This window comes from Acinetobacter courvalinii, assembly GCF_014635545.1.
In the GTDB taxonomy this organism is placed as follows: Bacteria; Pseudomonadota; Gammaproteobacteria; order Pseudomonadales; family Moraxellaceae; genus Acinetobacter; species Acinetobacter courvalinii.
The window spans coordinates 132,973-146,484 of the sequence record NZ_BMDA01000005.1; the positions used below are offsets into that span (position 1 = coordinate 132,973).

Annotated in this window: 15 protein-coding genes, 2 tRNA genes and 1 riboswitch; of the genes, 8 read left to right on the top strand and 9 right to left on the bottom strand. The window is 44.8% G+C overall.

The genetic code is table 11. The features are described 5' to 3' along the window. Position 1: 1 nt before the first annotated feature. The 3 genes from IEV39_RS15670 to IEV39_RS15680 all read left to right on the top strand — a co-directional run bounded on the left by IEV39_RS15670 (position 2) and on the right by IEV39_RS15680 (position 1,847). On the top strand, positions 2-661 hold the full coding sequence (locus tag IEV39_RS15670; RefSeq protein WP_005226543.1) for a hypothetical protein: 660 nt from the start codon (positions 2-4) through the stop codon (positions 659-661). Positions 662-779: 118 nt separating this feature from the next. Beyond that, entirely contained in the window at positions 780-1,190 is a 411-nt protein-coding gene (locus tag IEV39_RS15675) for a GFA family protein (protein WP_005280742.1), read from the top strand. A gap of 18 nt (positions 1,191-1,208) precedes the next feature. Then, entirely contained in the window at positions 1,209-1,847 is a 639-nt protein-coding gene (locus IEV39_RS15680; protein ID WP_005280739.1) for a flavin reductase family protein, read from the top strand. Between the two features lie 53 nt (positions 1,848-1,900). Here the strand turns inward: IEV39_RS15680 and IEV39_RS15685 are convergent, their stop codons facing one another. Next, a complete protein-coding gene (locus IEV39_RS15685; RefSeq protein ID WP_005280736.1) occupies positions 1,901-2,530 on the bottom strand; it encodes a TetR/AcrR family transcriptional regulator in 630 nt (209 codons plus the stop codon). A gap of 205 nt (positions 2,531-2,735) precedes the next feature. Between IEV39_RS15685 and IEV39_RS15690 the strand changes: the two genes are divergently transcribed. Next, positions 2,736-3,476 carry an SDR family NAD(P)-dependent oxidoreductase gene (locus IEV39_RS15690; RefSeq protein ID WP_005280734.1) on the top strand — a complete coding sequence of 247 codons (741 nt, stop codon included), beginning with the start codon at positions 2,736-2,738 and terminating at the stop codon, positions 3,474-3,476. Between the two features lie 69 nt (positions 3,477-3,545). Here IEV39_RS15690 and IEV39_RS15695 read toward each other — a convergent pair whose 3' ends face one another. Beyond that, positions 3,546-3,878, bottom strand: coding sequence for a HopJ type III effector protein (locus IEV39_RS15695; RefSeq protein WP_005280732.1), 333 nt, complete (start codon positions 3,876-3,878; stop codon positions 3,546-3,548). A 138-nt stretch (positions 3,879-4,016) separates the two neighbouring features. Here IEV39_RS15695 and IEV39_RS15700 point away from each other — a divergent pair, with 138 nt between their 5' ends. The 3 genes from IEV39_RS15700 to IEV39_RS15710 all read left to right on the top strand — a co-directional run bounded on the left by IEV39_RS15700 (position 4,017) and on the right by IEV39_RS15710 (position 5,881). After that, complete coding sequence (locus IEV39_RS15700) at positions 4,017-4,874, top strand: DUF2071 domain-containing protein (protein ID WP_005280730.1); 858 nt, start codon at positions 4,017-4,019, stop codon at positions 4,872-4,874. An 80-nt stretch (positions 4,875-4,954) separates the two neighbouring features. Further along, a riboswitch (Fluoride riboswitch) is annotated at positions 4,955-5,021 on the top strand. Between the two features lie 133 nt (positions 5,022-5,154). Continuing rightward, the gene (crcB, locus tag IEV39_RS15705; protein ID WP_005226561.1) at positions 5,155-5,535 is read left to right on the top strand and encodes a fluoride efflux transporter CrcB; all 381 of its coding nucleotides are present in this window, start codon (positions 5,155-5,157) and stop codon (positions 5,533-5,535) included. Positions 5,536-5,551: 16 nt separating this feature from the next. After that, positions 5,552-5,881, top strand: coding sequence for a DUF190 domain-containing protein (locus IEV39_RS15710; RefSeq protein WP_005280727.1), 330 nt, complete (start codon positions 5,552-5,554; stop codon positions 5,879-5,881). Between the two features lie 97 nt (positions 5,882-5,978). Here the strand turns inward: IEV39_RS15710 and IEV39_RS15715 are convergent, their stop codons facing one another. From IEV39_RS15715 to IEV39_RS15730, 4 genes are all read right to left on the bottom strand, one after another. After that, positions 5,979-6,233, bottom strand: a complete 255-nt coding sequence (locus IEV39_RS15715) for a type B 50S ribosomal protein L31 (protein ID WP_005226565.1) — start codon at positions 6,231-6,233, stop codon at positions 5,979-5,981. A 146-nt stretch (positions 6,234-6,379) separates the two neighbouring features. After that, entirely contained in the window at positions 6,380-7,672 is a 1,293-nt protein-coding gene (locus IEV39_RS15720) for an ABC1 kinase family protein (RefSeq protein WP_005280723.1), read from the bottom strand. A 300-nt stretch (positions 7,673-7,972) separates the two neighbouring features. Further along, the gene (locus tag IEV39_RS15725) at positions 7,973-9,334 is read right to left on the bottom strand and encodes an MATE family efflux transporter (RefSeq protein WP_005280721.1); all 1,362 of its coding nucleotides are present in this window, start codon (positions 9,332-9,334) and stop codon (positions 7,973-7,975) included. 30 nt (positions 9,335-9,364) lie between these two features. Then, complete coding sequence (locus IEV39_RS15730; protein ID WP_005280718.1) at positions 9,365-9,826, bottom strand: DMT family transporter; 462 nt, start codon at positions 9,824-9,826, stop codon at positions 9,365-9,367. 114 nt (positions 9,827-9,940) lie between these two features. On the opposite strand from IEV39_RS15730, the gene hemW reads away from it, so the two are divergent. Beyond that, positions 9,941-11,095 carry a radical SAM family heme chaperone HemW gene (gene hemW, locus IEV39_RS15735; protein ID WP_032883113.1) on the top strand — a complete coding sequence of 385 codons (1,155 nt, stop codon included), beginning with the start codon at positions 9,941-9,943 and terminating at the stop codon, positions 11,093-11,095. A gap of 125 nt (positions 11,096-11,220) precedes the next feature. Here the strand turns inward: hemW and IEV39_RS15740 are convergent. From IEV39_RS15740 to IEV39_RS15750, 3 genes are all read right to left on the bottom strand, one after another. Continuing rightward, positions 11,221-11,296: transfer RNA gene (locus IEV39_RS15740), tRNA-Lys, on the bottom strand. A gap of 120 nt (positions 11,297-11,416) precedes the next feature. Next, a tRNA-Lys gene (locus IEV39_RS15745) sits at positions 11,417-11,492 on the bottom strand. 173 nt (positions 11,493-11,665) lie between these two features. Then, positions 11,666-13,507, bottom strand: a complete 1,842-nt coding sequence (locus IEV39_RS15750) for a long-chain-acyl-CoA synthetase (RefSeq protein ID WP_005280714.1) — start codon at positions 13,505-13,507, stop codon at positions 11,666-11,668. Positions 13,508-13,512 lie beyond the last annotated feature (5 nt).

Below are 13,512 nucleotides of genomic sequence, written 5' to 3' on the forward strand. Positions count from 1 at the left end.
TATGAATATTCAACCAACAGTGGAAACACAAAATAACGAGATCATCAAACCATTTCAGCCCAAGCAAATATTCAGCTTGTTTTTTCAACCGAAAAGGTTTTTTTCTCAGTCTAAAAGCTATCATCATCAAAGCATTATCGTGATTGCCTATCTAATTGGTATGGTCAGCGTGATGGATCGAATCGATCAGCATCTTTTACGGGCCGAGACCTCCAATAGAACGGGTTTTTTGAGTTCAGCTGCCGACACTTGGTCAGGTTACTGGTTATGGGTATTAGGCATGGGGATTATTTCTGCTGCATTTGCATGGCTGATTCAAGGCTGGTGGTATAAGAAAAGACTGCAGTTTTCAGGCGCCAAGGAGGCGGATCCACAACTTGCCCGACATGTATTTGTATTACAATCTTTAGTCTTTGTACTGCCGATTGTACTTACCACTGTCATTCAAACGTTTTTATATCCAAATTATTTAGAGGCCTACCATTACTCTACCGTGTTAGGTCTTATTCCGGTGCCATTTTTATTCTGGTCTTGTTGGGTCAGTTATCGCGGGGCGACCGAGGTATTTAAAACTAATGGCTGGGCAAAACTGTGGTTCTTAGGCCTGCCGATTCTGTTCTATATTTTAATCATTGGTGCATTTACGGCCCTCATCAGTTGATTTTAAAAGGGTTGTCTGATTTCCACTAAAATCCCGTCATATTTCCTGAGCAGATTTGCCTTGTGATCCGGCATTTAAAAATGCTAGTTTTGAATAAAAGTTCATCAGGAATAGGGAAATGTCTCAAGCTTCACCGGTGTATCGCGGCAGTTGTTTATGTGATGGGATTCATTATGAGATTCATGGCGACATTGGCGAGATCATACAGTGCCATTGCCAGCGTTGCCGTAAGGCCAATGGTACGGCCTATGCCACCAATGCGCCAATTAGCAGTGCAGCGTTTAAAATTGTACAAGGTGAAGCGCTGGTTAAAAAGTTTGCTGCCTCTGGCGTGTACCGCTGGTTCTGTAGCGAATGTGGCTCTCCACTGATCAGTTCACGGGATGCACAGCCTGAGCTGTATCGCTTAAGAATCGGGACGCTGGATACGCCATTACAGCAAAAACCAAGCATGCATATTTTTGCTGCATCGAAAGCAGAGTGGGACTGTATCGCTGATGATTTACCGCAATATGCTGAACGTCCTTAAACTGGATGTAATGTTGCAATGATTTTTGAAACCTCAGATTTAGAGCCCAATGACATCTACCGACTCTTAGTCGGTGGAATTTCACCTCGGCCGATCGCCTGGATTAGCACCGTCTCTGCGGATGGCGTAGCCAATATTGCACCTTATTCATTTTTTAATGTGGCCAGCTGTAATCCACCTATTTTATGGTATTCACAGGTCAATCCCAGAAATGGGCAGGATAAAGATACGATTCGTAATCTGATGGATACCCGAGAGTGCGTGGTGCATATCGTGAATTCACAATTGCTGGAACAGATGAATTTATCCTGTGCTTTATTGCCTGCAATGCAAAGTGAATTTGAGTTTGCCGGGATTGAGTCCGAACCCAGTCATTCAGTTGCCGCGTTATCTGTCAAACATGCACCGATTCATTATGAATGTCAGTTAAGGGAAGTGTTGCAACTGAGTACGCTACCATCGGGTGGTACGGTGGCTTTGCTGGATGTGAAAGCAATCTATGTCGATGACCGACTCTGGGATGGACAGATGATTGACCAGCAACAACTGGATAGTGTCGGGAAAATGGGAGGCGATTTTTATAGTTTAAGCACCGATTTACGAAAACTTGCCCGACCTGTTGTCACAGCAGCAGATGAGCCAAAAAAAGGCGGTTAATGACCGCCTTTTTTTGCAGATAAAACCTGATTTTCCAGGTTTAGATCTTTTTGTTATTTTGAATCCTTACTTTTCATATTGGTACGGGCATCCCAGCCACGCATAATCTCGGTTACGGCATGGTTCAGTACAGTGCCTGATACCCCGTCCCGTGCTTGTACGGATAGGCCGAGTAAAAAACAATATAAACTTGTTGCGTAAGCACAGACATCCGTATCGACTGCTAATTCACCTGCATCTACAGCACGTTGAACACATTGTGTAAATCTTTCGCGAGTTTTCAGGCGATGCTGGGTTAAATATTGTTGAATATGGATATTTTCGGGGGAACAGGTCGCGGTTGAAAGGACCAATAAGCAGCCTTTGGGATGACTGGACTCAGTTTGCATTTTTGCTGACTGGCGTAGAGTGCGTTCAATCGCTTCTCTGGGTGCAAGATTTTCATCGCAGAGGCTTTGAGTCACCTGACCATGCGTTGCGATGTAATGCTCAATTACTTCTCGAAACAACGCTTCTTTTGAGCCAAAGGCTGCATAGAAACTTGGTGCCTTAATTCCACCGGCAATGTTGGATTTCAATAAAGAGAGTGAAGTCGAATCATAGCCATATTCCCAAAATAAAAGCATCGCTTGTTCAATCGCCTGATTACGATCAAAGGTACGTGGCCGGCCCATTTGCGCCATTAAGAACTCCTCTTACTCATGAGATCTATACTAGTCGATACAAAAGTCATTGACAAGGTTGAAAGGTCGACTTACATTTGTATCGATCGATACATATATTGGGATTTAGAATCGACACTTAATAGGTTTAGATCATTGTGAATAGCTATTCATGCGCCTATCCACCGCTGAATCTCCGTGTTAAGCCTAAAACAGGAATTTCATTATGAAGGTACTTACAGGTAAAGTTGCTTTGGTTACGGGAGGAAGTCGGGGTATTGGCGCTGCGATTGCCCGAAGCTTAGCCGCACAAGGTGCAGATGTGGCAATCACTTATCATCGTGCAAAAGATCAGGCACTAGCAGTTGTCGAGCAGATTCAGGCCTTAGACCAGCGTGCAGAAATGATTGTGGCCGATGCCGCTGATGCAGCACAGGTCATTGCTGCGGTGGATCTTACGGTGGAACAGTTTGGTCGCCTAGATATTTTAGTCAACAATGCAGGTAACTTCTTGGTCGGAGAAATTGATCAGCTCACACTTGAGGATTATGACCGCACCATGTCGGTTAACTTGCGAGCAGTGTTTGCAGCGACCATGCAGGCGAGCAAATATCTGCCTGAGGGTGGGCGTGTTATTTCGATTGGGAGTTGCCTGGCTCCAAGAGCAGGACGAAGTGGCATCAGTTTATATGCCGCCAGTAAAGCTGCCTTGGTTGGGTTAACCAAGGGAGTAGCACGTGATCTTGGCAAGCGCAATATTACGGTCAACCTGATTCATCCCGGCCCGACAGATACGGATATGAATCCTGCAGATGATCCACGTGCCGATGCGACGCGGGCGAGCTTGGCAATAGCAGATTATGGTCGTCCTGAGGATATTGCTGCCACTGTGCTGCATTTAGCTGGTGAAGGGGGGCGCTATATTACAGGCGCAGAGATCGCAGTAGATGGCGGTTATAACGCTTAAAAACATAATTAGAAAAAGATCGTGATTGAGTACAGGCAAAAAAAAAGGAGGTTGAACACCTCCTTTTTATTATTTGGCAGTTAAAGCCTTACCGTCGAACTTGACCCCATCCCAGCCATGTTGCATAAACTGACGGATATTCTGGTGGTCAGTGGCTTCAGGGGTTGCCAACACAGAGGCATAATGTTCTGCGAATAAACTGAGCGTGTCGGCCTGATTTAAGCCTTCAATTTGTGCAAAGCTGAGCACTTTGGCACTGCCTTGGTTTTCAGTCGCAGCATTGGATTGCGCGCCGTTCTGGAATGCAGTCGGGGTATGCTGATAACGAGCTTCGATAAATGCCAATACATCCGCAAACTTTGCCGAGCCATCTTTCAGTTGTGCCAATAAGCTTTGAGCCATTTCAAAATTCCATGTTGATTGAATCAATAGCAGCATCATAACATTGAAAATGCAGAAGAGAAGATGATCGAACTCTGAACTGGACGTTGCTGTATGCGCAGTTTATGCTCAAAGCAGTCATTAATCTGTTGAATAATAATGCATAAACACCAGTTTAAATTGCCCCTGCATAAGCCATTGTTGCGCTTTCTTGCTCCAATTTTAAGTTGCCGTTTCCTATTGCAGCTGCGCCGTATGATCATGCGCATAATGCCGTTTATGCCTTTGCAGAGTCGGGTCAGCAATATTGTGTATTTGTCATGGCTGGTGGATGTTGAACAGGTACGTCAGCGCTATCCGAAATATGTACCCCTATGGGAAAAACATGGAAAAACCATTTTTACCATTTTGACCTATCAGCATCATCATTTTGGCTTTGCTTTTCTTGGCCCTTTACGGACATTTATACCTTCACCTCGACAAAGTAACTGGCGTTTTTATCTGGATGAATCCTATCCCAAGACCGTGATTTTTGAGCAGGTGGTGGTTGATCAGGCACTGTATGTGATGGGTGGACGTCTTGCCAGTGATGTGATGCCAGCACAATATGCTTCGCTGTTTCAACATCAAATGGATGAGCAACAGCAGCGTATTCACACCGAAATTAAGGTTGATGAGGATTATTCCCTGATCAGTGATGTGCAGCTCACCAAGGAAAAGCAGTTACCGGCCGCATGGCAAACGTTATTTTCTTCATGGGATGAAGCTGTTCGATTTTTGGTTGATCAAGACCATGCATGGGCAGAATGGGCCGATCAACCAGCCCGAATCTCACAAGGGAAGATCCGGATGCCATTTCAGTTCCAGCAGATTGAGGCCGCCAAAATTTGTTCGTTACAAGTTCCGCGAATATTGCAGCAATGGGGTTTAAGCGCTGATACAGAAGCCTTTGCTGTGGTGGTCCCTGACTTAGATTTTTATGTGGTTGGGGAAAAATTTTTAACTGGCACTGGCTAAACTGTGGATAACTCGATGTTTATACACAGTGCGATTCTGCTTAAAAACAGCGGTTGAGTTGCCTAAAAAATATGTTATTTTAGAGCAAAGGAGATGGCATTCCTCCTATTACAAACCGCCAGAATGGCTAATGATGCCTACGTTACCCTGAACAGGGGACGTAGGTTCGTGCGTGCTCTGTTCCCATTTTTGGAGTTCGCCCATGAAACATCTTCAGAATAATCTTTACAAATCCATGTCTTATCATTCTTTCGCTCCAACCTTGTTCTTGGGGTAAATCATGTACTATCCATTACTTTCAATCGCTTTAGGCTCGGTATTAGGTGCTTGGTTACGCTGGTTTTTGGGCTTAAAACTCAATCCTATATTCCCGACTATTCCTTTGGGAACAGTGACTGTTAATTTTGTCGGTGGCTTTATTATTGGTTTTGCCATTTCATATTTTTCTCAAAGCTCATTGAGTCCCAATTACAAGCTGTTTGTGATTACAGGTTTTTGTGGCGCGCTTACGACATTTTCGACTTTTTCTGCCGAGATCATTGCCTTATTGCAAAGTGGTAAATTGGGCTATGCCTGTGCCGCGATCATGATTCATGTGCTTGGATCGCTATTGTTTACGATTTTAGGTATGAGCCTGCATCAATGGCTCAGTGCTGCATAGTTGGGGAGTCATTGTAATGCATGGATTTTTAATCAGCTTTTATACCGCGCAAAATCGTTCCTATCAGGGACAGCCGATCAGCGAGTGGTTGCTGACTGTGGCAAAACAGATGAATTTAGGTGGCGCGACGGTCTTGGCGGGATTGGAAGGTGTTGATCATCAAGGTCTATTTCATTCGGCCAGTTTCTTTGAATTGGCGGATCGACCGGTACAGATTCAATTTGCGGTTACAGAAGAGCAGGCGACCGAGTTATTGAGCTATCTCAATGCTAAAGAGATTTCACTGTTCTATGTGAAAACACCGATTGAGTTCGGGGTGGTGGGACAGCAAAAGACAGACTCCTAAAGCTGGAATCAAGACATAAAAAAAGAAGTCTAAGTGGAGGAGAGTTAACCTTAGACTTCTAATGCTTTCAGCTTAATGGGTGAAACTTAAATTAAAATTAAGCTTTGCGGTTAAAACGTGCAAAGCGTTTATTAAAGCTTGCAACACGACCTTCATTGCTGGCCTGACGTTGCTCACCGGTATAAAACGGATGGGACGCACTTGAAATATCCAGGGTCACGTAGGGATAAACTTTGCCTTGATATTCCTTGGTCTGTTTGGTTTGCAGGGTACTGCCAATTAAAAAGTAGGCATCTGCATTGGTATCGTGGAATAAGACTTGTTGATAAGCAGGGTGGATATCTTTACGCATGTTGAATGACTCCTATTGTTAATAGAAATGTTATAACATAACAATATATGAAGTCAATTCATGTCTTTTCAAGTCAGTTGTATATAAATTGATTAAAGTAGATAGCCTTCTGACTTGTTGCAACAAATCAGAAGGTAACAGACAGATTAATTTGGCACTAATTCTTCAAATAAATCATTGAGATTGTCATGTACTTTGAGATGAATCAGGTTCCAGTAATGTCCGGAAATGGTTCGGTTGACCATAAGCGTATCTGGTGAAGGTTTAAACACATCCCAGTATTTCAGCGATTTTTTCACCAGTAACATACCGTCATGATGTGATGAGTTTTCGGCAAAATCATAATTGGTGGTTAGTGGACGCAATAGAATTTCAATCCATTGGGTATACAGCTCGGTTGGGAACTTGTGTTTTTCGGCAATGGAATGCAGTTCTGCCAGTAAGTCTTCAACTTGGGCAATATTTTCCTGACGCGCCGCATTCACCAGCGCCTTAAAGTGCTGAACGATTTCAGGCGATAAGGTTTTGACGCTGCCGTAGTCGTAAATAATCACACTGCCATCTTCACGAAAAGCAAAATTGCCCGGATGTGGGTCACAGTGGAAGCGTTTTAAGAAAAACATTTCCTGTCCCAAGGCACGGATCAGGCGGCGTCCAATCTGATTGCGAGTCTCGACTGACCATGTACTTGCGGTTTCGATGGATTCACCCTGTTCCAGACTCAGGGTCAGGACGCGACGAGAGGAATAGTCTTTATAAACGGCTGGAATAATCACCTGAGAATCAAGCTTTTCATGGAAGGTTTTAAAGACTTCCAGATTTTGTGCCTCGATTTCATAATTCAATTCGGCTGAAAGACTGTCCTGAATTTCTTGAAACAGTTGATCTTGCAGTTTCTTGTCGATTTTTAAGACGCCCATCAATCGTAAAGCCAGACGCACTTGTTTTAAGTCGCTTTCACAGGCCTGATCGACACCCGGATACTGCACCTTGACTACAACGGCTTGCCCATTTGGCAATACTGCACGATGCACTTGTCCGATTGACGCGGCAGCAAAAGGTTCTGTTTCAAAAGAGCTAAAAATCTGCTTTAACGGTTTGCCGAGTTCTTTTTCAACCTGTTGCTGAATCGCGGAAAAAGGCATTGCAGGGGCCTGACGTTGCAGCTTGGCAATGGCCTTAGCGACTTCTGGTGGAAAAATATCCTTATATTGCGAGGCGATTTGCCCGACCTTCATCACCGCGCCTTTCATTTCTCCGAGGGTATCGGCAATCTGTAAACCGATGTCCTGAAACAGCTGGCTACGTGCTGCATTTTTCTGTTCTTCATCGGCGGTAAAATTGCGGATCGAATTCGCTACGCTTTTACTGGCAATACTTGCGGTCATACCAGCCAGTTTGAGAAAACGCTTACTGGGAGAGCTTGCATGTTTTGCCATCAGGACTTGACCTCATACGATCTAGTTTTAAAGTGATGCCTTGATCATAGGTGACAAAACTTAAATTGCCTATAACAAAATGTTAAGTGATGTAAGCATGTATAAGCGAGCTGTTATCCGTACTTTAACTGGGTGAAGGTGATAGGGGCTAAGCAAAGCGTTTTATCAGGTTGTCACCTGCATATCTACTTGCCGTATTCTGCCTATGAATAAAAAAAATATTTAAAATCAGGACAGGCCAAGTCAAATTCGGGGGGCATCCATGCCCCGAGTATTGCTTGATTGGATGAAGACGATTCGCTAGGAAACGGGAAGGGACATCTTGGCCAAACGTTTATTATTGAGGTACAAACGGCTGATCAGTAAGACACAGGCAATGCTTAACCCGATAATCAAACCTAACCAGACACCTGCCACGCCCCAAGAGGTGTAGCGGGCAAGATATAAACCAATCGGGAAGGCAATCACCCAATATGCCATTAAGGTAATCCACATTGGCGCTTGCGTGTCCTGCATGCCGCGTAGGCAACCTGTCGCACTGACTTGCCACGCATCCATCAACTGATAAGCCATGGCAAACCAGAGCAGATACATGGCCACAGGAATCACATCCACATCCGTGGTGTAGATTGCCACGATATAAGGGCGTGCCAGAGCAATCAGCGTCATTGTCAAAGCTGCAAAAATGGTGGCACTGATCAGTCCTACGGTTTGAACCTGACGCATGGCGTGCCAGTTCTGTTCGCCGTAATACATGCCGACACGAATGGTTAAGGCAATCGCCAAAGACAGCGGAATCATAAATAATTGTGAAGTGACTGAAATCGCAATCTGATGTGCTGCAATGGCATTTTCACCCAATGGGCTGAGTACAATTGCGCCTGTACTAAAGATACTGACTTCAAAGAACACCGCCAGACCAATGGGCAAGCCCAGTTTTAAAATACGTTTGATCCAGACCGGATCAAGTTTTTCCCATTTTGTAAAAATAGGCGCCTGCTTATAGGCTTTGGCTTTGGAGACATAGATGGCCAGTGTAATAAACATCAGCCATTGCAAGATAGCTGTTGCAAAACCGCAACCTGCACTGCCGAGTGCCGGAATTGGCCCGAAGCCATACATAAAAATAAAGTTGAGCGGAATCAGAACCAGCAGGGCGATCAGGCTGATAGCAGTGACAGGGCGTGGATGGCCCAAGGCTTCAGAGTAACTGCGTAATGCGGCATACATCATCACTGCTGGCATACCAAAGCCGATGGCATGTAAAAACAGGCTGGCTTTGGGTAATAAACTCTCAGGTACACCAAATAACGGCAAAAACTGGGGCATGCACTGCAGGATCAACATCGCCACAACGCCCAGAATCACGGCAACCCATAACGACTGGCGGGCAATGGTCGGTATTTTCTCCGGTGTTTTTGCACCCCGTGCTTCAGCGACCAAGGGCGTGGTTGCCAGCATGATGCCTGCAAATAACAGCATAATGGGAATCCATAGACCAACGCCTACAGCAATCGCCGCCAGATCAGTTGCCGAAAGATGCCCGGCCATAATGGTATCAATCAAACCTAATCCTGCCTGGGCAAACTGGGTGATCAGGATTGGAAACATCAAATGAAATAGCTGTTTGAGTTCAAACCGCTTGGTTGTGACATGGGACACAAAAAATACTCTTATTAAAATGAGGAAGAATCAGCGTTGCAGGGTCAATAACACCCCAATAAAAATCACAATACTGCCGAGCAGGCGTTGCCAGTTAATCGGTGTTTTTTCTGTACCTAACCAGCCAAAATGATCAATAAACATCGAGATCACCAGTTGCCCGAAAATCACTAAACCTGAAAACGTTAATAATCCGAGTTTGGGAGCAGTATAAATGCTCAAACTAATCGCATAAACCCCAAGAAAGCCGCCGAGCCATAGAAACCAGGGAATTTGTGAAATTTCACTTAAACTGGGTTTACTGGCACTTTGAAAACACACCAGCAGCGCCAGCACAATGGTGCCAATGAGAAAAGACAATAGCGCCGCTTGCAGGGGAGAATTCAGATACTCTCGAAGTTGTGTATTGATTGCGGTTTGAAAGGCCATGGCAATACCAATGCCTAGAGTCAGGGGAAGAATAAACAGTAACTGGCTAGAAATTTTCATCATATTATCGGTCTAATTGTTGTTGGTTGTCCCCAGTCTAACTGAATACGTAGATGATGATAAGCCGAACGGGCGAGTCATGTTAAAATGGCGGGGTTCTGTCATTGAGCTGCGATTTTGAGTCATTTAAACCCTGCAAATATTCCACTTTCCCTGTATATCCATATGCCGTGGTGTGTACGTAAATGTCCTTATTGTGACTTTAACTCCCATGCGGTGCCTGATGGTCAGTTGTCATTGGAACTGGAACAGCAATATCTGGCTGCCTTGGTGGCAGATTTTGAAACTCAGATTGAAATGGCACAAGGCAGATCGATTCACAGTGTCTTTATTGGTGGTGGAACTCCTTCGCTGATTTCTGCATCAGGCTATCAATGGCTATTTGAACAACTGAAAGCGCGTTTGGCATTTGAAGAAGATTGTGAAATTACCTTGGAAGCCAATCCGGGGACCGTGGAGCATGATCCATTTGCGGATTATCTGGCGGTGGGGATTAATCGTTTATCCTTGGGCGTACAAAGTTTTGATCCCGAGCATTTACAGCGTTTAGGACGGATTCATACCGCCAATAATGCACTGGATGCGATTCAGCAGGCACGCCAGGCAGGCTTTGAGCGCGTAAATGTGGACTTGATGCACGGTTTACCTCAGCAAACAGAACAACAGGCCTTAACCGATCTTCAATTGGCGGTAGAGCATGGTGCAACGCATATTAGCTGGTATCAGCTGACCATTGAGCCCAACACGGTGTTCTTCCGTACCCAGCCTGTATTGCCACAAGACGAGGTGTTAGAGCAGATTCAGGAGAAAGGTGAGGCGTATTTGAAAGCCAATGGTTATGTCAATTATGAAGTTTCGGCCTGGCGTAAGGAGAAGCCATCGGCACATAATCTGAATTATTGGCAATTTGGTGATTATCTGGCGATTGGAGCCGGCGCGCATGGCAAGGTCACGCGTCCTGACGGGATTTACCGTTTCCAGAAAACCCGCTTACCTAAAGATTATTTAGCCAAAGTCCCTGCTGAACATGTGCAAATGAAACGCATTGAAGCTGATGAATTGCCTTTTGAATTTATGATGAACGCATTGCGTTTAAATGAAGGTGTAGCGACCGAGTCGTATACCCAGCGCACAGGACTTGCGTTGCAAGATTTGAATGAGACATTGCTTGACTTGCGTGAGAAAAAACTTCTCATCGCTGATCAGAACAGAATTGCCTGTACCGAGCAGGGACATATCTTTTTAAATTCGGTGCTGGAAAGATTTTTATAGTTTAAAAATTATGTGTGCTTTGGGCAGGGAGGCTTAAAGCACTAGTTTTGGTTTTTGTCATCGTTTGGAAAGATATCAATGACAAAATAAAAAAGCCTCATCAAATGATGAGGCTTTTTCGAATCTGGTGGGTCGTCCGCGACTCGAACGCGGGACCAACGGATTAAAAGTCCGCTGCTCTACCAACTGAGCTAACGACCCTGAGCGAGGAGAAGTAAAACAACGTTTTACCTGAGCGCAAGAGAAAATCTATGATTTTCTGTAGCTTAACCTCTTACAGGCGTTTGTAAAATACATTTCACAAACTCTCAAAACATTAGATGGTGGGTCGTCCGCGACTCGAACGCGGGACCAACGGATTAAAAGTCCGCTGCTCTACCAACTGAGCTAACGACCCTAAGCAAGTATTTCAACTGGCTTCGCAAGAAAAACTAATGAGTTCTAAATGCGTCTTCGTTTTGATGTTGCGTATTCTAGCAAGTTATTCAGCTAACACAAGAGGAAATTTAAAAACATGTGCATGATTGTTTATAAAAAGCACGATTTCCTCTTATTTAGCTAAAAAATAAACTAGAAACGGTATTGATAGCTTTGAATATTGTCAAAGATCTCAGTATTTACATCACAGTAGCTGCTTGCACCAGGCAATAACACCAGTAAACGTTCAGAGGTTTTGCTCGGATCGAACGAATCTTCTTTCAGTTTATTTTTCTGGTATTTGAATGTACCGGTGGTTTCAACCTTTTCCTGAACGCGCAAGAACACCGGAATGGCATAGGAAGGTAAACATTTTTTAAATACATTCACCATTTCGCTTAAATCTGCATCATTCAGCGCTGCACCATCCACCAAGGTGATGGCTGCCATACCAGCACGGCCATTGGTATTTGGAATTTCTACGCCATAAACCACGGCTTCTGCGATTTTTTCATATTCACAGACCATGTTTTCAACTTCAGTGGTCGATACGTTTTCGCCTTTCCAGCGGAAGGTGTCGCCGAGGCGGTCCACAAACTGGGCATGACGGAAGCCGATATCACGGACCAGGTCACCGGTATTGAAGTATGAGTCGCCTTGGGTGAACACATCTTTCATGATCACAGACTTGTTCTTTTCAGGGTCGGTATAACCATCAAAAGGTGAGCGGCTGGTGATCTTGCCAATTAACAGGCCAACTTCACCGGTTTTGACTTTCTTGCAATAGCCTTTTTTGTCGCGGACCAGTTCGTTCTTTTCTTTATCGAACTCAACGATGGCATAAGGCGTAGGAGAAAAGCCGACGGTATTGTCAAAGTTAAAGATATTGCTGAAACCGACATTACCTTCGCTTGACGCATACAGTTCAAGTACTTCTTCAACCCCGAAACGCTCTTTGAACTTGCCCCAGATATTTGGGCGCATGCCATTGCCAATCATTTTGGTCACGCGATGTGCACGGTCCAGTTCAGTTGCTGGTGCATCAATCAGGTAACGGCACAGCTCACCGACATAACCGATCGCAGAAGCATTGAATTTCTGTACATCTTTCCAGAAGGCACTGGTTGAATATTTACGACGTACTGCCAGTGTCGCACTGCCTGCAATCACACCACACCAGCACACCACCACACCTGTGGCATGGTAAAGCGGTAGGGTGACATACATCACATCATCTTTACCAAGATTGAGAATGTGACCATAGGTACCGTATGCCAGTGTCCAGCGACTGTGCGTGAAAATCACCGCTTTTGGCAAACCCGTGGTGCCTGAGGTATAGATATAGAACAGGCCATCTTTACCCGTCACGGTACGTGTGGTGGACGGGTTAAATTTCGGGAACTGGTCAATTTGCAGGGCAAGATTGACGTAGCCTTCTGGTGCTGTGCCCGCATTTTTACGGGTTTCCTGATCAGCAAACCAGTGGAAACGGTCTTGAGCAACTTTTAAATCCTGACGTGCTTCATCGATTGCAGCACGGACTTCTTCACCGGCAATCACTGCAATCGGATTGACCAGATTAATGCTATGCGCGAGTACCTTACCCACTTGTGAGGTATTGACCAGTGCAACGGTGACCCCAATTTTGGCTAAAGCCACAATGCAGGCAATCAATTCAGGACGGTTCTCAACCATCACTGCAATCACATCACCTTTTTTTGCACCCAGAGATAAATAGTAATGGGCAATCTGGTTGGCCCACTCATTTAAAGCCTGATAGCTGTAGCTTTGATCTTCAAATAACAGAGCGATGCCTTGAGGGTTACGCTTGACTGCTTTTTCAAAGGCAATACCTAAACCAGCAGGAGAAGATGGCGTTCGTAAATATGCCTGTTTAAGACCATTAAGGATATGAGGTACTTTAGTGATGAAGTTTGGAAGTCGAGTAGCGACATCACCAAGGGTAATAATATCGGTCTGCGTAGTTTGGCTCATATCAA

Excerpts from the sequence above, each read along its gene's own strand:
- IEV39_RS15670 (WP_005226543.1), top strand. The coding sequence starts at position 2 with ATGAATATTCAACCAACAGTGGAAACACAAAATAACGAGATCATCAAA.
- IEV39_RS15675 (WP_005280742.1), top strand. The coding sequence starts at position 780 with ATGTCTCAAGCTTCACCGGTGTATCGCGGCAGTTGTTTATGTGATGGG.
- IEV39_RS15680 (WP_005280739.1), top strand. The coding sequence starts at position 1,209 with ATGATTTTTGAAACCTCAGATTTAGAGCCCAATGACATCTACCGACTC.
- IEV39_RS15685 (WP_005280736.1), bottom strand. The coding sequence starts at position 2,530 with ATGGCGCAAATGGGCCGGCCACGTACCTTTGATCGTAATCAGGCGATT.
- IEV39_RS15690 (WP_005280734.1), top strand. The coding sequence starts at position 2,736 with ATGAAGGTACTTACAGGTAAAGTTGCTTTGGTTACGGGAGGAAGTCGG.
- IEV39_RS15695 (WP_005280732.1), bottom strand. The coding sequence starts at position 3,878 with ATGGCTCAAAGCTTATTGGCACAACTGAAAGATGGCTCGGCAAAGTTT.
- IEV39_RS15700 (WP_005280730.1), top strand. The coding sequence starts at position 4,017 with ATGCATAAACACCAGTTTAAATTGCCCCTGCATAAGCCATTGTTGCGC.
- crcB (WP_005226561.1), top strand. The coding sequence starts at position 5,155 with ATGTACTATCCATTACTTTCAATCGCTTTAGGCTCGGTATTAGGTGCT.
- IEV39_RS15710 (WP_005280727.1), top strand. The coding sequence starts at position 5,552 with ATGCATGGATTTTTAATCAGCTTTTATACCGCGCAAAATCGTTCCTAT.
- IEV39_RS15715 (WP_005226565.1), bottom strand. The coding sequence starts at position 6,233 with ATGCGTAAAGATATCCACCCTGCTTATCAACAAGTCTTATTCCACGAT.
- IEV39_RS15720 (WP_005280723.1), bottom strand. The coding sequence starts at position 7,672 with ATGGCAAAACATGCAAGCTCTCCCAGTAAGCGTTTTCTCAAACTGGCT.
- IEV39_RS15730 (WP_005280718.1), bottom strand. The coding sequence starts at position 9,826 with ATGATGAAAATTTCTAGCCAGTTACTGTTTATTCTTCCCCTGACTCTA.
- IEV39_RS15750 (WP_005280714.1), bottom strand. The coding sequence starts at position 13,507 with ATGAGCCAAACTACGCAGACCGATATTATTACCCTTGGTGATGTCGCT.